The 18,943-nt window shown below is 67.6% G+C and carries 12 protein-coding genes; 6 read left to right on the forward strand and 6 right to left on the reverse strand.

Going from position 1 to position 18,943, the window contains the following annotated elements; genetic code table 11:
* The first annotated feature begins 63 nt into the window (after positions 1-63).
* From U9J66_RS05040 to U9J66_RS05055, 4 genes are all read left to right on the forward strand, one after another.
* On the forward strand, positions 64-789 hold the full coding sequence (locus U9J66_RS05040; protein WP_161111695.1) for a DUF4097 family beta strand repeat-containing protein: 726 nt from the start codon (positions 64-66) through the stop codon (positions 787-789).
* Between the two features lie 72 nt (positions 790-861).
* Positions 862-1,959: an acyltransferase family protein gene (locus U9J66_RS05045; protein WP_326337183.1), complete on the forward strand. Its 1,098-nt coding sequence runs from the start codon at positions 862-864 to the stop codon at positions 1,957-1,959.
* 349 nt (positions 1,960-2,308) lie between these two features.
* A complete protein-coding gene (locus U9J66_RS05050; protein WP_326337184.1) occupies positions 2,309-3,622 on the forward strand; it encodes a YeeE/YedE family protein in 1,314 nt (437 codons plus the stop codon).
* A gap of 66 nt (positions 3,623-3,688) precedes the next feature.
* The gene (locus U9J66_RS05055; protein WP_017536482.1) at positions 3,689-4,171 is read left to right on the forward strand and encodes a YbaK/EbsC family protein; all 483 of its coding nucleotides are present in this window, start codon (positions 3,689-3,691) and stop codon (positions 4,169-4,171) included.
* 15 nt (positions 4,172-4,186) lie between these two features.
* On the opposite strand, the gene U9J66_RS05060 is transcribed toward U9J66_RS05055, so the two are convergent.
* Complete coding sequence (locus U9J66_RS05060) at positions 4,187-4,645, reverse strand: hypothetical protein (RefSeq protein ID WP_161111693.1); 459 nt, start codon at positions 4,643-4,645, stop codon at positions 4,187-4,189.
* Positions 4,646-4,812: 167 nt separating this feature from the next.
* On the opposite strand from U9J66_RS05060, the gene U9J66_RS05065 reads away from it, so the two are divergent.
* Together U9J66_RS05065 and U9J66_RS05070 are read left to right on the forward strand one after the other, a co-directional pair.
* Positions 4,813-5,409, forward strand: a complete 597-nt coding sequence (locus tag U9J66_RS05065) for a hypothetical protein (RefSeq protein ID WP_014911811.1) — start codon at positions 4,813-4,815, stop codon at positions 5,407-5,409.
* A gap of 42 nt (positions 5,410-5,451) precedes the next feature.
* Complete coding sequence (locus tag U9J66_RS05070) at positions 5,452-7,764, forward strand: FdhF/YdeP family oxidoreductase (protein WP_326337185.1); 2,313 nt, start codon at positions 5,452-5,454, stop codon at positions 7,762-7,764.
* Positions 7,765-7,801: 37 nt separating this feature from the next.
* Here the strand turns inward: U9J66_RS05070 and U9J66_RS05075 are convergent, their stop codons facing one another.
* The 5 genes from U9J66_RS05075 to U9J66_RS05095 form a co-directional block, all read right to left on the reverse strand.
* A complete protein-coding gene (locus tag U9J66_RS05075) occupies positions 7,802-9,010 on the reverse strand; it encodes an FUSC family protein (RefSeq protein ID WP_014911595.1) in 1,209 nt (402 codons plus the stop codon).
* Between the two features lie 311 nt (positions 9,011-9,321).
* Positions 9,322-12,141: a pPIWI_RE module domain-containing protein gene (locus U9J66_RS05080; RefSeq protein WP_326337186.1), complete on the reverse strand. Its 2,820-nt coding sequence runs from the start codon at positions 12,139-12,141 to the stop codon at positions 9,322-9,324.
* Between the two features lie 36 nt (positions 12,142-12,177).
* On the reverse strand, positions 12,178-15,615 hold the full coding sequence (locus tag U9J66_RS05085; protein WP_326337187.1) for a signal recognition particle: 3,438 nt from the start codon (positions 15,613-15,615) through the stop codon (positions 12,178-12,180).
* Positions 15,608-16,705 carry a restriction endonuclease-related protein gene (locus U9J66_RS05090; RefSeq protein ID WP_326337188.1) on the reverse strand — a complete coding sequence of 366 codons (1,098 nt, stop codon included), beginning with the start codon at positions 16,703-16,705 and terminating at the stop codon, positions 15,608-15,610. The genes U9J66_RS05085 and U9J66_RS05090 overlap by 8 nt, the downstream gene beginning before the upstream one ends.
* Positions 16,702-18,366: a PD-(D/E)XK nuclease family protein gene (locus tag U9J66_RS05095; protein ID WP_326337189.1), complete on the reverse strand. Its 1,665-nt coding sequence runs from the start codon at positions 18,364-18,366 to the stop codon at positions 16,702-16,704. The genes U9J66_RS05090 and U9J66_RS05095 overlap by 4 nt, the downstream gene beginning before the upstream one ends.
* Between the last annotated feature and the right edge of the window lie 577 nt (positions 18,367-18,943).

An 18,943-nucleotide genomic window follows, 5' to 3' on the forward strand; every position in this document is an offset into this window, starting at 1 on the left:
CGGGTACCGGTCCCTCATGGGCGGCCACCCCGGGATCGTCCCACGCGTGGCGGAGGAGGTCTCGTGAGTCCGTGGTCCGTACGCGTCGCGACCGCCGCCCTGTGCCTGACCCTGACCGCGGGGTGTTCGTCCTCCCCCGAACTCGGCCCTCCGGAGGAGCGCGTCTACGACCTCGTGCCCGAACCGTTGGTCATCGAAGGGGACTTCGCGACGATCGACCTGGTCCCCTCCGAGCGCGAGGGGCTCCGGGTGACCCGTGAGGACTCGGGCCAGGCCGGCGGCGAGTGGGGGCTGGAGGGCGACACCCTCACCCTGGGGGCCGACTGTTCCCTGCTCTCGGAGTGCCGGGTCCGCTACGAGGTCGCCCTGCCCGCCCGGACCACGACGACGATCCGCACCGACGGCGGCCCCGTGTCCGCCACCGGTCTGGACTCGGCGTTGCAGGTCAACACCGACACCGGCGCCATCGCGGTCTCCGACGTCTCCGGACCGATCGACCTGACCTCGAACGGGGGCGCGATGCGCCTCGACCGGATCCGCTCCGGTGTCGTCCGCGCCGCGACCGACACCGGGGCCATCGACGCCTCCCTCGTCGAAAGGCCCGAGGAGGTGGAGGTCAGCACCAACTCCGGCACGGCGACGATCGTCCTGCCCGAGGGTCCCTACGCGGTGTTCGAGACCCCGGGGAACGGGGAGATCCTCGCCGAGGTCTCCGTGGACGACTCCGCCGACGCCACCGTCAACGCCCGGACCGAGAACGGCAGGATCACCCTGCGTCCCCACGGCTGACCACCGGCCCGGTGTACCGCGACGTCCCGCGGGGCAGGAGGCCGATGACGATCCCCCACGAAGGCATCCCCCATGCGCCTGGAGTACATCGACCGACTGAGGAACCTGGGCATCCTGGCCCTCTTCCCCTTCCACACCGCGCGCGTCTTCGACGCCTCGGAGTCCTTCTATGTCCAGGGGCGGCCCGACCCCCTGCTCACCACGCTCATACCGGTGCTCTCCTGGCTGCTCCCCCTGCTGTTCGTCCTGGCGGGGATGGCCGGCCGGTACTCGCTGGGCGTGCGCACGCCAGAGGCCTACGTCCGCGAACGGCGTCGGAGGCTGCTGTACCCGTTCCTGTTCGGTATCGCGTTGATCGTGCCCCCGCAGGCCTACTACGCGACCCTCCACCACGGGGGCGACCCCGGCGGTCCGGTGGCCTTCCTCCGGTCGTACTTCACCGACCTGTCGGACTGGTCCGAGTACGAGGGCGGGTTCGCCCTGGGGCACCTGTGGTTCATCCTGTTGCTCTACGGGCTGGCCACGCTCCTCCTACCGTTGATCGGGCTGATCGAACGGCGCGATCCCTCCTCCGGGCCCTTGAACCACCCGATCGGCATGGTCGCGCTGCCCGGGGCGTCGTTGGCCGTCCTCGCCCTGATCCCCGGTGTGCTGGGCAAGAACCTCGTCGTGTTCGCGGCGTTCTTCGTCCTCGGACATCTGTTGGTGCGGGACCCGGCGACGATGGAGGCGGTGGTGCGTCGGCGGCTACCGCATCTGTTCCTGGGCCTGGTCGGGGTGATCGGGCTGCTGACCGAGTCGCTCACGGTGGGCTCCGGGCAGAGCCCCCTGTCCGACTCATGGCGTACGGCGCTGTGCTGGGCGGCGGTACTGGCGGTTCTCGGCTACGGACGGCGGTACATGGACCGGGGCACCGCCTTCGACTCCTACTTCTCCCCCGCCGCCTTCCCCGTGTACGTGCTGCATCAGACCTTCCTGGTGATCATCGCCCACCACGTGATCGCCCGTGCCGACCACGGCGGGTGGCCCTTTCTCGCGATCATGACGGGTTCCCTGGTGGCGAGCCTGATCGGTTACGAACTGGCCCGGCGGGCCCGGTGGACGCGATTCGTCCTGGGAATACCGGAGCGCACCCGACCACGACGTTCGAAGGCCTCGCCCACGGGGTGAGCGGCTCGGGTGGTGGGCGGTGTGACCTGGCACGACCTCATGTCCTAGAATCTCCCCCATGTCCGGTCCCGCATGGTTCCTGTGCATGGCGCTGATCTCCATGTCACTGACCAGCACCGATGACGGCCTCTGTCGCCGCCGGTGCCGTTCCGGCGTGCGCTGACCCGACTCGTCCCGTCTCCGCGCTCCCCCGCGGCACCGGTGTGCCTCCCCTTCCCACGCGACCCCGTCGCCCCTCCGTTCGCACCGGAACCGCCCTCGTCGGTGTACCGGGCGATGGACCCGTCCCGGCCGTCCCGGCCCTCGGTGCGGGGTCGCACCGCCCCATCACGTCTGGACCTCCTCTCCCATGACCACGACACCCACTGATCCGGTCGGAGAAGCCGGCTCCGTCGATCGACCGGTCGCGGCCTCACCCGCGCTCTCCCTGAACTGGCGTCCCACCCTCTCCGTTCCACCGCCCCGGGCACCCGAGGCCGAACCGGTCCGCTGGTGGCCGTTGGGCGTCGCGCTGATCGGCGCCCTCGGTCTGGCCGCCTTCGTGTGGTCCGAACACGGCGCCCTGCCCGCCGTCCTGCTGCTCCTCGGCGTCGGCCTGGGCTTCACCCTCTTCCACTCGCGTTTCGGGTTCACCTCGGCCTGGCGCCAGTTCCTCGCCGTGGGCAACGGGACCGGCCTCCGCGCCCACGCGGTCCTGCTCGGCACCACGGCCACACTGTTCGCCCTGGTCATCGGGACCGGAACCGGGTTGTTCGGCAACGAGCCCGCGCCCTCGGCCGGTCCGATCGGCATCGCCCTGTTCGCGGGGGCGTTCCTGTTCGGCATCGGCATGCAGCTCGGCGGCGCCTGCGCCTCGGGCACGCTCTTCGCGGTCGGCTCCGGACAGTCCGCCATCCTGATCACGCTGTTCGGCTTCATCGTCGGTTCGGTGATCTACTCGGCCGCCTGGCCCCTGGTCGCCGACCTGCCCCAGATCCCACCGATCCTGCTCTCCGACCACGTCGGCTGGGGCGGTTCCTGGGCGATCACGATCGCGGCGCTGATCGCGATGGTCGTGGTCACCCGCGCCGTCCAGAACCGCCGCGTCCCGCCGCCGGTCGGCGCCCCGCCCTCGGCCGCCGGCCTCGCCCGGATCCTGCGCGGAAGCTGGCCACTGGTCGCGGGCGCGCTCATGCTCGCCGTCCTGGGCGCCGCCGTCCTCGTGGTCTCCGGAGGCGCCTGGGGCATCACCTCGGCCTTCAACCTGTGGGGCGCCAAGGCGCTCCAGCTGCTCGGGTTCCACCCCGAGACCTGGGCCTTCTGGGACCGTCCCGGCCAGGCCGAGCAGCTCGCCGCCCCGATCCTCCAGGACAAGAACAGCCTCACCGACATCGGCATCATCCTGGGCGCGGCCGTGGCTGCGGGCGCGGCCGGCACCTGGAAGCTGCACACCGGTCTGAGCTGGAAGCTGGTCGCCGCCGGTCTGATCGGCGGCATCCTGATGGGGATCGGCGCCCGACTGGCCGGCGGCTGCAACATCGGCGCCTACCTGGCGGGGATCGGCTCGGGCAGCGTCCACGGCTGGCTGTGGGCGGTCTTCGCCCTGGCCGGGACCTGGGTGGGTCTGCGCGCGCGTTCCCTCTTCGGCCTGGGCGTGCCCAAGCCGAGCGACAGCGTCTGCTGATCGGGGCCCACGCGTGTTCTCGGCCACGGTAGTCTGCGCCCCACACCGACGACGAGGGGACCGAGGATGACCGAGGTCGAGAACCTGCCCGAACGCAGCGTGCCGGTGGCCCGGGCCCTGGAGGGGCTCGGGGCCACCGGCCGGGTACGCGCGCTGCCGGCCTCCACCCGCACCGCCGCCGAGGCCGCGGCGGCCCTGGACTGCGAGGTGGGCGCGATCGCCAACAGTCTGGTGTTCATGGCCGACGGGCGACCGCTGCTGGTGATGACCAGCGGTGGACATCGCGTGCACGTGGGCCGGCTCGCCGAACGGCTGGGGCGTGACGAGATCCGCCGGGCCACCCCCGAGGAGGTCCGGGCCGCGACCGGCCAGGCCATCGGAGGGGTCGCCCCCATCGGCCACCCCGCGCCGGTGGAGACCGTGGTCGACGTCGCCCTGGCCGACCACCCCACCCTGTGGGCGGCGGGCGGGACCCCGAACACGATCTTCCCGCTGACCTACGCCGAGCTGGTCCGGATCACCGGCGGCGCGGAGACCGCGGTCGACTGACCCACCGTGTACGGGTCACGGGGTCCCCGCCCGTTCGGGAAGGATCCTGCTCCCCGCCAGGGCGACGAGACCGGCGAGGGCCCCGACGACCGTGCCGGTGACCAGGCCGCTCACGACCGCGGCGCCGCGGGTGATCACCTCGTGGGCCAGGGGCGGCAGAGCGCTCAGGGAGCCGCCGAGTCGGGGCGGCTCCCCCTCCCAGGCGACGTTCCACAGGATCTGGTGGCCGATCACGAGCATCAGTCCGTACAGCACCCCCACCACCAGGAGTGTGACGAACGGGTTCGGCGCCCGGCGCCCTAGGACCACGGCGATCCACACCAGGGGCGGGACGAACACGAACAGGGCGTTGACGAACGTGCCCTCGCCGATCAGGCCGAGGTCGTGCAGGATCACCCGCGGCGCGGCGAGCGCCGCCAGCAGGATCAGGACCGGTGGGGAGAGCCCCGGAGCGAGGCGATGCGTCGTACTCATGCCCCCATCCTGCGAAGAGGAGGGGGCGTCCGCGTCGGCCCCGGGTCCCGGGCGAGTACGCCCGAACGTGTAGTCCGGGTGCGTCCGACGTGGACCACGGTCACCCTTCCGTACGGTACGGTCACCGAGGACACCGGGCGGTCGCCCGGCTCGGGAGGGACGCTCACATGACCAGGAACGGTCGGCTCGTGACCGCCGTCGGTATCGCACTGGCCCTGATCGTCGGTTTCGGGGCCGGATGGCTCACACATGGCACCGTCTCCGGCCCTCCCGAACCGGCGGCGGGTCAGGCGCCCCAGGGGAACCATCCCGACGACGTCGAGGACCGGCCCGAGACCGGGTTCGAGACGGTGACCGTCGACCTGGACGAGACCCACGACCTCGGAGACGGCTTCTCCGTCCGGCTGACCCGCTTCGAGCGCGGCGTGGAGGAGGGCGGGGTCGACCCCACCACCGGCCGGGAGGGCGACCTGCCGTACGTGTCGTGGCGGGTGGAACTCGACAACGAGAGCGACGAGACCGTCCAGACCGGCGTGGTCACCCGGTCCTGCGCGGTGGGCGACCCCCTGCGCGAATCGGGCTCCCCCGCCCTGGGCGACAGCGCGCATCCGCCCGAGAGCCTGGAGCCGGGCCAGTCCGGCTACTGGGACGAGGACTGCTGGGTGGAGGAGGGCGACACCCGGATCCAGTACACGATCGAGTTCCAGGACCAGGACTTCATGCCGATCTACCCGGCCGTGACCTTCGCGGGCACCCTGGACTGATCCGGAAGGCGGGGCCTGGACACCGTCACCACCGGTGGAACAATGGTGGTCGTGACACACCAGGACTCGGAGACGCCCGACCCCGTTCAGGACGACCCGGAGGTGGGACCGCCCGCCCGGAGCGCCGTGGGGGTCCCCGCCGTACTCAACAGCGTGCGCCATGTCGGCGACCAGGCGGGGATCCGACGAGGTCTCCCCGCCATGCTCGCCGTCAACCAGAAGCGCGGTTTCGACTGTCCCGGCTGCGCCTGGCCCGATCCCGACAAGCGGCACAAGGCCGAGTTCTGCGAGAACGGCGCCAAGGCGGTGGCCGAGGAGGCCACCCGGCACACCGTGGACGCGGACTTCTTCGCCCGCCACCCGGTCGCGACCCTGGCCGAACGCTCCGGCTACTGGCTGGGCCGGCGGGGGCGGCTCACCGAACCGATGTACCTGCCCGAGGGCGGCACCCACTACGAGCCCATCACCTGGGACGCCGCCCTGGACATGATCGCCGAGGAGCTGCGCTCCCTCGACTCCCCCGACGGCGCGGTGTTCTACACCTCGGGCCGGACCGGCAACGAGGCGGCCTTCGCCTACCAGTTGCTCGCCCGCCGGCTGGGCACCAACAACCTGCCGGACTGCTCGAACATGTGCCACGAGTCGTCCGGTTCGGCCCTGACCGAGACGCTGGGCGTGGGCAAGGGCAGCGTGTCCCTGGAGGACGTGCACCAGGCCGACCTGCTCATCGTCGCCGGCCAGAACCCGGGCACCAACCATCCCCGTATGCTCAGCGCCCTGGAGAAGGCCAAGCGGGCGGGGGCGCGGATCGTCACCGTCAACCCGCTCCCCGAGGCGGGCATGATCACGTTCCGCAACCCGCAGCACGCCCGAGGCCTGGTCGGGCGCGGCACCGAACTGACCGATCTGTTCCTCCAGATCAAGGTCGGCGGGGACCTGGCCCTGTTCAGCGCGGTCGACCGGCTGCTGTTGGAGGCCGACCGGCGCGGCGAGGACGTGCTGGACCGGGAGTTCGTGGAGACCTTCACCCACGGCTTCGAGGAGTTCTCCCAGGCCCTGCTGAGCGAGCCCGAGACGGAGTTCTGGGAGCGCACCGAGCGCGACACCGGCCTGTCGCGGGCACAGATGGAGGAGCTGGTCGCGATGGTGACCTCCTCCGAGCGGATCGTGGTGTGCTGGGCGATGGGGCTGACCCAGCATCGGCATTCGGTGCCGACCATCCGCGAGGTGGTCAACTTCCTGCTGCTGCGCGGCAACGTGGGCCGTCCGGGCGCGGGCGTGTGCCCGGTGCGCGGCCACTCGAACGTGCAGGGCGATCGGACGATGGGCATCTTCGAACGCCCCTCCGAGGCCTTCCTGGACGCCTTGGGCGCGGAGTTCGGTTTCGAACCGCCACGTGAACACGGCTACGACACGGTCGAGGCGATCCGGGCGATGTCCCGGGGCGAGGTCGGCGTGTTCTTCGCGATGGGCGGCAACTTCGTCTCCGCCTCGCCCGACACCGAGGTGACCGAGGAGGCGATGCGTCGGGTCGGGTTGACGGTGCACGTCTCCACCAAGTTGAACCGTTCGCACGTGATCACGGGGACCAGGGCGCTCATCCTGCCCGCGCTGGCCCGCAGCGACCGCGATCTGCACGAGGGCCGCCCTCGGTGGGTGACGGTGGAGGACTCGATGGGCGAGGTGCACGCCTCGCACGGGGTCCTGCCTCCGCTGTCGGAGCACATGTGGTCCGAGGTCGACATCGTCCGGGGTCTGGGACGTCGCCTGTTCGGGAACTCCCCCATCGACTGGGACGGGATGGCCGACTACGACCGTGTGCGCGACCACGTGGCCGCGGTGATCCCGGGCTTCGAGGACTTCAACGCCAAGGCGCGCCGCCCCGGAGGGTTCACCCTGCCGCACGCGCCCCGGGACGACCGGCGGTTCCCGACCGCGACGGGGCTGGCCAACTTCACGGTCAACGGCACCTACGCGCCCCGGGTGCCCGAGGGGAGGCTGCTGTTGCAGACCCTGCGCTCGCACGACCAGTACAACACCACGATCTACGGGCTGGACGACCGCTATCGGGGGATCAAGGACGGCCGCCGGGTCGTGCTCGTCAACCCCGAGGACGCCGCCGAACTGGGGCTGGTCGACGGCGCCTACACCGACCTGGTCGGCGAGTGGTCGGACGGCCGCGAACGGCGCGCCCCGAGGTTCCGGGTGGTGCACTACCCGACGGCGCGGGGCAGCGCCGCCGCCTACTATCCGGAGACCAACGTGCTGGTGCCGTTGGACTCCACCGCCGAGGTGAGCAACACCCCCACCTCCAAGTCGGTGGTGGTGCGCTTCGAGCCGTCCGCCGAGGGCTGAGTCGGGCGGGGCCCGTACCCGATGGCGCCCCGCCCCCTCAACGGCGTTTGAAGGAACGCCCGGGACGTCCCCACCTCAGCCGCCAATGGGGCCGCCAGCTCAGCCATGGCAGCCACGGCTCCCCCTGGGGGCTGGGGATCGTGGGGTCCTCCATCTCCCCTTGGAGCACGTCCTCGACGTCCTCGAAACGGATGCCAGCGAACACCATGATGTCGCTGGCGACCATCTCCACCGCCAGATGGGTGGCCTGGGTGACGGGGTCGTCGTCGGGGGAGGCCGCGCCGTAGCCGCGCGCCGCGGTCAGGGCCTGTTCGACCGCCTGTTCACGCGCCTGTCTGCTGCTGAGGTCGTCGGCGAGGATGGCGAGCACGGCGGCCATGTCGCACACGATGGGCGCGAGTTCCCGGCGTTCCTCGTCCCCCATGGAGGTGGTGGTCCGGGCCAGGAACAGACAGCTCTCCCCCAACAGGATGAGGCGTTCGATGATCTCGTCCTCGTCCATGACCGGCTCGGTGTCCCCCCATCTGAGGGTGGACAGACGGACCGTGGACATGCTGCTCTCCCGTGCCCGGCTGAGTTCGGCCATGGGTCGGCTCAGATCGCCCAGACGATTGACCATCTGTTCGTTGGCGTCGTCGCCGTCCTGCTCCAGGGAGTGGCCCACGGCGTCGAGCATGCGCGCCATCTCGTTCAGGGCGTCCTCCTCGATCCGTCTGAGGAGGGCGACCAGGCGGGCCGGAAAGAGGAGTTGGCTGAAGAGCAGGGCCACCCCGGCTCCGATGAGCGCGTCGACGAGTCGCCCCGGACCGGGGTTGCTCCCGGTGACGAAGATCGTGGTGAGGATGGCGCTGGAGGCGGCCTGACCGATCACGATCCGTTCGGCGCCGACGGCCACGGCGACCATCATCGCCAGGCTCATCGCCACCGCCATGGCCATCGTGTCGAAGGCCGTGAAGAAGACGGCCGCCTCACCGCAGAGGATGCCGATGAACACCCCGGCCAGGAGTTGGAGGGCCCTGGCCCCGCGCTCCCCTCCCGAGGCGTTGAGCGCGATGACCGCGGCGATCGGCGCGAAGAAGGGGTAGTGGTCGTTGATCAGACCACCGGCGATGGTCCAGGACAGCACCGCGGCGATGACGGCGAGGATGATCGTGGAGGCGTGGGCGGAGAGACGTTCGCTCGTCTCCACCACCAGGTGCCGCAACCGCTGCCTGTGGACGGGCCCCCCGATGAGCGGCTCTCCCATGTTCTCCTCACCGACGAAGGGATAAGGCCTTCGGGGGGTGGGGGTCTCATTGTTACCGGTCGAAGGCGGACAAGGGCGGATTCGCCATGCCGGGTGTCGTGTAGGCGATCGTCACCCATCCCAGAGTCCAGAGCTTTGGCCTGTGGAAACATGGCACTTTGAGGATCCATTTAGGCTTGGGGTGCACCGGCATCCCCACGGCGAAGACCTTGCCGTAGGACGCACCCCGCCCCTCTGAGCTCGCCACCACCCGGCAGCCTCGTGGGGGTTTCCTCTCGCCTCCCAGTAAGAGGGAACCCCCACGTCACCCGTCAGAAGAGAGCCATCTGCTGTGACTCCTCATCGTCACTGAGGTCGACGGCTGCATCGTCCCCCGCGTCCTCGTACGGGATGGCGTACTCGTTGGCCTTGCTCGCCAAGTGGAGGAGGACGGGAAGTTTCAGGTGCTCCCGGTAGTCATCACCGTCCCGCTGCTCATGCAGGAAGCGTGCCCACGCCGCTGGATCATCGCCGGGAAGAAGCCCAGTAAGGGTGAACTGCACCAACTGCGGAGTACGAGCCTCGGCCGAAGGAACGAGCAGATCGCGTGTCTTCGGAGTCCCGTCCTCAGCGAACTTGCCCGTTTCGACGGTGCGAGATGTCAGCTTGGCGACTCCCTTGTGCGTCTGAGCGGTGCTGGGCTTTCGGCCCGTGCTGTAGAAAACCCGGCCGCTGGCATCGTCCCCGGCTCGCCACAGTCCTTCGGTGAAGCCCGCGTCCTTGCCTTCAACGGGTGCCCACCACTGCGGTACCTCAGCCCGATCAGAAGAAGCGACCCGGATCACGCGCATCCGCTTTCCGAGCACAGCCAGACGCTGGTCCGGCCCGTGCCCCAGCTTGACCCGATCCTGGAGAAGCCCGGCGTTACCCAACCACGGCCACCGGTTCCGGGAGTTCTGCGCGTGCAGAAGGACCAGCGTGTCCGTGAACTTGTACGGTTGGAGTGTCGTCCGGACAAAGGAGGCGACGGCGGCGGCCTGATCCTGCTCATTACGTGGCGACTCGACCTGTCCGGTCAGGTCACACAGCAGGTCTCGGTAAGACACCCAGCCCTGGGTGTCGGGGCTGCACCCCATGATCTGCCCCTTTCCCCGGTTGAGTAGGGCGATGGGGGTGAACTGGGAGAAGCTGCTCTTACTCGCGACGTTGCGGCGTACCATCCAGAACGCGATTTGCGTGAGGTTCGCCGGGATGGCCCCGCCCTCTCCGGCACGCGGGACGAACGTGGCCCCGAGCTGACGCAATCCGTCGCTCCATGCCGACTCGATACGGTGCCGTGCCTTTTCTTCCCGCTCTTCTGGCGCGTCTTGTGGGTCGTAGGGCTTGGCGAACTGGCTCACGATCCGCGCTTGAGCAGCACCTGCCCGGATGGCGCCCTTTGGGTCTTGGGTGGGGGCGAAGATCCGCTTACCTGTGAAGGTCTTTACCCCGTCCAGCTCCACGTAGGCGACTTGAACGCCCCCACCGCTGTCGGAGAGGATCCCCTGCACAGTCTCCTTCACCAGGTCACGACGTTTGGCGGCTTCCTCCTTAAGCTCGCCCCCTCGCTTCGGTGCGGTGGCCTCACCCAGGGGTCCTGTAATCTCGCCGGCCAGGCGAGCGGTGATTCGGACCGTTAGGTCGGGCGCCCGCCAGACCCAGGTGTCGGGCCCCTGACCGTCCCGGTGGCCGGCGAGATCCAGCGACTCCTCTGCGGCCTGGATCATCTGATTGCGGATCCCGGAATTCTGGTACAAAACCATGGCCGACAGGTCCGCGCCCTTGAGAACCTCGGCCAGATGGGCCCTGCGCCGCCGGGCGTTGCGGCTCTCGATCCGGCGGTTCTCCTCCGCCAGCGCCATCTTCTTCGCCTCATCGCCGGTCACCTTCTTGGTCTTCTCCAGGGCTCGATCGATGACGACCGTCCCCTTTGGCGGCTCCGCCCTGACCAGAGCAGGTATGGGCACGAACTCCGGCTCTAGAGCAGCGGCCACCCATTCCATGAGGCGACGGCGTTCTTCGGGCATGATGCCGGATCCGACCGAGTGCCTGCCCATGGTCGTGTGGTAGGTCAAAGCGAACTGTGGCCCCTCCCCCACCGTCAGCCACTGCGTCCCGTCCTTGACCAGACTCTCAGGGTCCGGGAACTCGTCGGTGATCGCGAGGTTCTCCAGCATGTTCATCGGTCCGCCAGTGCGCCACTCCGGGCGTTTGGTGCGCGGGTCCCACTGAAGGTAGGCGACGGCGAGCCGGTCGGGGGTGGGCGCCTGGGGCAGCAGCGTGGCGTCGGCCCTCAAGTAGGCGCTGGCACCCGTGGTGCCTTGGAGGTTGGCTTTGCCACTGGTCCAGCGTCGGATCCCGGTCTCCACGTGCAGGCGGGGCACCGTAGAGAAGGGTTCGGTGCGCAGGTAGAAGCGCATGTAGCCGGAGTAGTACCAGGGGTTGCCCGTGTGGTTGCGGCTTTTGGGTGTGTAGCTGAGGACATCGGAGATGAGTTCGGCTTCTTGGTAGCCCGCGGCACGATGCCAGTGCACCTCCTCCCCGGCGAACCGGTAAGGCCCCAAGGCGACGACCCGAGATGCAGCGTACTCGGGCAGGAGCCGGTACAAGGACGAGTCGGGGAGCAGAGTTCCACCCTCCGACACCGTGCCGCGGAGCAGTTCAACGGGCGTTCGGTCCCAGGTCAGCGTGGCTGGGTCCATCGTCCGCAGGGTGGTGAGCATGGGGCGGAACGACGCCGCAACGGTCTGTTGCGTCCCCTTCTCCTTGGGGGCCATGTCCTTCAGCCAAGCGCTGACGTAATTCATCAGAGCCTGGGGGGAGAATTCCTTTTCCGAGTACAACCACGGCTGATCGGTGTTGGTCGGCGCCCACCGCCCGATGGAGACCAGGCCTGGGGCGACGGCGCGCAGCAGATGGTTGAGGCGCTTGATGGGCACGCTCTGGTGTTCGAGGACCTCACTGCGTCCCTTTTCGGAACGTGTCTGTGCGTAAAAGTCCAATACGGCTTGACGCCAATGCTCGGGGAAGGTGAGGGTGTTCAGCTCGGTGGACAGGGTGTCGAGCCCGTCAGCGGGAACGAACGCGGCGGTGTGGATCTCCTGGTAAGCCATGAGCCTGGGGGTCTCCTTCTCGTGGTGGCGGGCTCGTCAGTCCAAGTCTTCGAGGGCCCGGTAGAGAGGGCCGTAGAGTGCTTCGACCAGTGAGCGGTCGATGGGCGCCGTCGACGGATCGTCGGCGATGTAGGGGCGCAGAACTTCACGCATGGCCACGAGAAGTCCGGTCTTGGGGGTGTCGATCAGGTTGCGGGCCTCCTGTGGGTAGAACGCCGAGTCGACGAACACCGCGCGAGCGGGGACGCCGCCACGCACGAGACGGCCGATGACCTGCCAGATGACCACGAGCTGGTCCCAGGTGAAAGCGACCTTCTCCGTACTGTTGAGGCTGGTCCAGGACATCCGCCGGGTGAGCAACCTGGTCCATTCCCTGCGGGCCCTGGCTCGGAAGTGTCGTCCCGCCAGATCGGGGGTTCCGGCCTCTTCAGCCCTCTGGCGGAACTCAGGATCCAGGCCGCGGATCTGGCGGACCGCCCAGTCATGGATGGTCTGGACGGCGAGGGAGATGTCGTCGGGGCGAGGGTGGGGGCGGACCAGGAAGTACACCGTGCCGATGGCGGCTCGGCCGTCGGGCTGGACGATGTTATGGCCGCGTTCGACGGACAGCAGTGGTGCGATGAGAATCTGTCCGTCTTGCCGGGGGAAGTCGGCGACATCGCCTCGGCGCAACGTCATGGTGGTGTCGTCCAGGTCGGCGTCGTCGGAGACGAGCCGTACTACGCGGCCGCGCCATTCGGGTTTCCGGTTGAGGTGTTCCCATGCCTTCGTGGCCTGGTCGTAGCTACCGACCAGCAGGAGGACGCGTTTACGCCCCTTGGGTAGGTTCTCCAGTTCCTGCTCCAAGAGACTCGGGATCTCTGGGAGCTCGGGGTCTCCGACGGCAAGCCGGTTGAGCATCTGCTCGAGGGTCTTGTCCCGTTGCTGTTGGGAGGGGTTGCCGGACAACCGGAGCGGCTCTGCTGTGCCCGGCCAGGTCAGGATGAGCTTTTCGAACTCGGTTTGCTCGATGGCGGCGACTTCGTCCCTGTGGGGGCGCAGCACGGCGTGGACAGGGACGTGGAGGTGGTACCGGGTGGACTGCCCTGCCCAGCTCGTACCCGACATCAAGAGGACGTTGGGCCCTGGCCGGTCGTCTACCTCGGGCAGATGCGGTAGGGCTGTGAGGAGTTCACGTCCGACACCGCCGCAGCGGAAGAAGCGCAGTTCTCCACTGCGGCTGCCGCCTTCCTGGACGCGTTCGTCCTGTTTGAACTGGAAGCCGAGGACGTTGCCCATCGGGGACTCGGGGATGACCGGATCGTAGTCACGCGAGGGCCTGCGAGAGAGGACGTTGGAGGTGCCCTGAAGGTTTAGTGCCGCTTCGACCCGGGGCCACAGGGTGGTCATCGTGTTGAGCCGGTGGTGCAGGACGGCGAGCATGAGGGTGAACTCGAACAGAACGGTGTAGGTGTCGATTTCCGCGGTGACCTCGCCGTCTTCTCCCAGCAGCTCGGTGAGCAGCTGTTTAAGGCGTGGGCGGGCGGTAGTGGACCGCTCGGAGGTCAACAGCTCCAGAGCCAGGTAGACGAGCCTGTTGACCCAAGGTGTGATGGTGTCGTCGTCTCCCGTGGACTCGTGCTCCTCGAGCGGAACGTCCCGGAAACGATTGAGGATTTTCTCGACGTGCTCCATCGCGGCGGCGCGGGACGAATCGGGTGGTGTCTCCGCCTGGGTGCGGGCGACATCTGGGAACCAACTCCCGATGAGCAATTCGTGAAGCGTGAGGGCGCTGAAGTAGTCCTGGGCGATCCACTCGCGCAGTTCGGGGTTGCGGACCAGGAGTGAGTAGCACCGGTTCGTGGCTTTACTGGCGGTCTCTGAAGCGCTCGTCCAGTCGTCCACATCGCGTTTGGTCAGGTGCAGGCGACCGTTCTGGCCAGCGAGCTCGGATACGCGCCGATAATCGACCTCGTCCAGCCAGGAGTTCGTTGGACTGCCGATCAGAGTGGCTGAAGGCGCGAACGCGTCGTCCAGGCGCAGCTGGACTTGGTCGGCCTCGTCCACGATCATCAGGTCGCTGCGGCGGCAGGTGAGCTCGGCATAGCGTAGGCGTTCGCTGCCGGTCTGTACGGGGACTCCGCTGTGTACCAGCCCGGCGGCGGTGGTGACCCACACCGAAGCGGTGACGAGTGCACGTGAGGAGTGGTGGCGGGGGCAGGCTTTCCACAGTGGGCAGGTGTGCGGTTTCGGGGTTTTCTCGTCCTCGTCCTCGTCCTCGTCCACGGCTTCCGTCAGGGTGAGCGGATCCATGTCCACTACCGCCTGGCTGGTCCCGACGGGGAACAAGCCTTGGCAAGGTGCTTGACCGATCTCCAACGGGGAAGTGGCGTCGAGACCGCGCAAGGCGTCCACCGGACAGGCGCTGCTCAGGTGAGCGAAGGAGGGGTCGTCATGGTCCAATAGTGACCCTGCCCCGGCGCTGGCGATCCGGCGGTGCTGCCGGTGCAGGTGCTTGCCTCGGGTGGTCGCGCCGAGCACGGGCGCGGTGGCCACGCCCAGTCGGGTGAAGCGGTCAACAGTGTGCAGTGTCTCGGCGACGTCGGGGACGACGATGGTGACGCGCAGTCCGCACTCTGTGACGGCCCAGAAGGTGAGAATGTCGCGGAGGGTGGACTTGCCTGCGCCAACCATGCCCACCAGGTGGCACAGACCTTCGATGGTGAAGATGTCCTGCTCCCCCTGTTCTCGGAAGCGGCCCTCGGTTTCGTCGCGCAGGAGCAGTTCCACCCTTTTCAGGCGTGCGACCCACTGTCCGGGTTTGGTGGAGGAATCGAGGGCTTCCAGCTCATCCATGCGATGAGCAGCATCCCTGAGCTGGGCGAGTGTCACCCGGATGGGCTCGCCTTTGCCCGGGGGAAGAGCGTCCAGGTCATGGACCGGGATCTCTTCACCCGAGTTGATCTGCTGCAGGAGGTTCTCATCGAAGGTGACCGCGTGGCGGGTTTCACCGGTACTGAACCGGTAGGATCCGGCACCCGCCACAGGAAGCTTGCGACGGCTGAAGGGGACAGGCGTGGTCAGGACCCGTTCGAATTCGGTGAACCTCTTCGGTGCCCATGACACCTCCTTGCGTTGGGGTGGGCCACCCGTTTCCTCGACCTCGAATCCGCGCAGCTCGACGGGGAGACGCTGGTAGTCCTCGAGGGCGCGAATCCACTCGTGGGGACGGGTGTGCTCGGTCAGGTAGTAGCGGGCCCGGCGAATCCTCATCCGCTTGGCGTCGGTCAGCAAGGGGGCGAAGACGTCACTGTAGGGGTAGCCGCCCAGGAGCGTCCAGGTGTCGGCGGCGGCATAGCCCGGCACTGTGGTCGTGATCAGGTACAGGCCGAGTTCGACATCGAGCGCTTCAGCACGGCTGAGCGGTGCCTGTTCCGGCCACTTGGATCGGAGCTGAGAGGACAGGTTCTGGCGCCACTGTGTACGGTCACGCATGGGCGTTGATCTCCTCTTTGGCCAAAGTCAGAAGTGCGGTGTCACTGAGCAGCTCGACGCGACCCTTCATGGCATCGTCCAGGTGGTGGTCGAAGACTCTCGCGTAGTCCTCCCGGTCCTTGAACCGGTAGGCGGGAACCACCAGGAAGGCGCGGTCGTGCGGCGGTCGTATCGGAAAGGCGCGTGTTCCCCGACCGAGGAGGGCGGGGTTGGCCCTGTCCTTGACGTCGATGGCCCACACTGGCCCGTGGGGAAAGGTGACGCGCAGGTCGTAGGCGTCGAAGTCGGGCCACATCTGTACGCCCAGATCGAGATCGTGCAGAGCCTGCTCCAGGTCTACCTCGGCCAGTCCTGGTCCTGTGATGAACGTGCGCAGGGGGCGCTCCACCTGGTACACACCCGTGCGTTCCGCTGCGTCAATCGGTTCTGCCGGACGCACCGGCCCACTTCGTGAACATCGATCGAGTTCGCAGAACCAACCGCCGTCCTCTTTCGGGACCAGGAGCAGTCCGCAGCGCGCGCAGGGCACGTAGGTGCCCTTGTGCAGGTGTCGGGGGTTGACCGGTTGCCAGGACTTACGGATCTCGTCGTCCAGGAAGTTGAGGACGGGATCCGCAATCAGCTCACTTCGACGTTGTCCTGTAAGCACCGGGTCGCTGATGACCGAGCGACGGAAGAGCTCATAGGATTCCGGCGCCTCCCTAGCGCGGGCGAGGTCGAGAACGTTGTACATGATCTCGTTCTCGAACAGTTCTCCCGCTGCGTCTTTGGCCGAGACCGCCCATTCCAAGCACTGCTGAGTGGGTGTCCGGGTATGGGGGTCGAGCAGGATCGTCTCGGGCGGGACGGATGCGTCGATCTGGATTGGCCAATGCCCCAGAGGGGTGCTCGCCGCCCACCGGACGAGGTCGGGGACGCTGATCGGTGGCGGTGTCCCGGAACGCATGCATTCGAGAACTACATGGTCGTAGGCCCTTTGGACCGTGGCGTCGTAGACGGGGTCTCGGGGTTCGCGTACACGTGACATCCGGATGAGTGCGGTCGCGACCAGCCTGAGCAGACGCTCGCCCGTGAAGAAGTGGTCAGTCAAGCGATGTCCTTCATCTGATCGGGGCACCAGCGGGCCACGGGGCATGTGGCGCACGCAATGCCGGGGCGCGTGGGAAAGGCCTGCTCGCGGTGCCAAGCCATAGCAAGGTCGTCGAGGACCTCTCGGGCACGTTCGACCTCGGCGGAGTCCCCCGGGTCGAGAGAAAACACGTCGCAGCCGTCGCTGGTGAGGACTTCCAGCTCCACCAGGCTGTCTTCGGGGGTGTTGTTCAAGGCCCTCTGAGCGAGTAGGACAACGGCGAGCGCGAGCTGGGGGAAGCTACGGAACAGCTTGTCGTGGCGAAGTCGTGCACTGTGCAGGGTCTTGGTCTCACGCCAGATCAGGACCCCGTCCACTCTGTAGAGAAGGTCAGGTTTTGCTTGGATGACCGTGTTCGCCTCGGTGTCGAGAAAAGCCAGAGGGGGTTCAGGTTCAGCGTGGGTGACATCGGCGAGCAGGGGGCAGATCTGGGTGTGGTGGCCGATCATGTGCCTGCCCAGCCGAGCTTGTTCCTCGTCCAAGTCGTGACCGGTCCGCTTCCACCAGTCCTCGGGGATGTCCTCGACAGTGCAGGGCGAGCTGTCCACGGCGGCGTGCCGGGTCTCCAACCAGGCGTGGACCGCGTGGCCACGACGGTTGGCTGGTGTGTACTCGTGCTCCTTGGGAAGCCGCAAGTCCCTGAGGTGTGCCTGAGCCGGGCATCGGGAGATGTAGCGCAGAGCGGATGCCGATACGTGGCGAGGGCGGCCCTCGAGCGGCGGGACGTGCAGGACACCGGTAGTTCTTCGGAGGTCCGTGCACACGTGGAGCCGCTTACACGAAGCGCAGTCCGCCCCCGGCGTGGGCGTGATCGTGTTGACGACCTCACGGACCCGTTCTTTCGCGTGGCGCTGATAGAGGGTGTGTGCCTCCTCTGACGTTCCATCGAAGAGGTCGTCGCGAGAGCCGTCGAGCAGACCGATCTCGGCTATGCGCACTCTGGCCACTGGTGCGTTGGGGCGTGTTACGTGGAACGGCTCACGCCACCCCCTTCCACGAGGTTTGGGAGCAAGCGAGCCGTATGCGGTGACGAGCGCGGCCAGTGCCGTCTCAGCCTTGCTGCGCCGTGCCGCATCAGCCTTACCCATGCGCAGGAAGCGGAATTCACGCACGGTCCCGTCGGGGCTCTCGTACAGACGCCCCCAGTGGAAGGCCTCCCACAGCGTCCCGCCGCTCTCGTTCCCCCCTTGCTTATTGAGCACCCAGTGGCCGCGGACCGGGCGCAGGTGCCGGTCCTGAAGTGTCCGTGTGTGGGGACGATACGAAGCGACGGCGTGAACGGTGAATCGGGCAAGCCCTGTGTGCCGTTCCGCTTGCGTGGTGAGGTAACCCCGGTTGCGCCCTTGGTCGTGGGGGCTGAACTCGATCAGGTCGATGCCGTCCTGGACGGGCCCCAGAGCGAAGTCTTCGCCGCGGTTGCTGCCCCGAGGGAAGTCGATGTCCGGGACGAGGGCAGGCCTGGCTTTCACAGCGCGAGCAGCGGAGCAGGAACCAGGTGTCTTCGCCAGGTAGGAGGGGCTAACCCGGATGTGCGTGGGATCTCCACGCAGGCCTGAAAGGATAGATGATTCAGACAAGAGGGACTCCAGGAACATTGGACTCATGTGCAACAGGAGATCCAAGCGCAACACTAGAACCACGTGTTTATGCCACCCAAGGGCGGATCCGCGCCGGTTTACCTTGAATTACCACACATGAAGATCACTTACGTTCCTTTTTCGCAATCTAGGCAAGTGTCCACATTCGAGCGCGGCGGGGGTCCCGAGATCGGGAGCTTGATCAGAGGTCACACACACGAGGGTGCACGATGCCACTGACATTCTGGCCACCAAGGCGACGACCTGGGCGCTTCGCCGATACGCCGAAGAGAAACATGCCCACCGCACAGGCCAATGGACAGCCCCATCTACAGTTGCTTCGCAACATCAACACCGACCAACCTGCCCTCGGGCGATTGCCGCTAGAACATCTGTCTTCCAAAGGTCCCGAAGCACACAAAACGAACAAGCGTGAACATAAGACCTCTTCGAACGCTTGCTCTATTCCGCTGTATTGGCACTCACTCGCCGTGGTGCACCCGGAGGGTGCACACCACGCGGGGCAACGCGACACAACCGAGCACCCACCTCCCCCACTACCTGAGGATTCTCGCATCACCACAGGTCACACCATTCCCCCACCAGCATTCTCCTCTCGGAC

The sequence above is a fragment of the Nocardiopsis sp. LDBS1602 genome (assembly GCF_035818715.1).
Classification (GTDB): Bacteria; Actinomycetota; Actinomycetes; order Streptosporangiales; family Streptosporangiaceae; genus Nocardiopsis; species Nocardiopsis alba.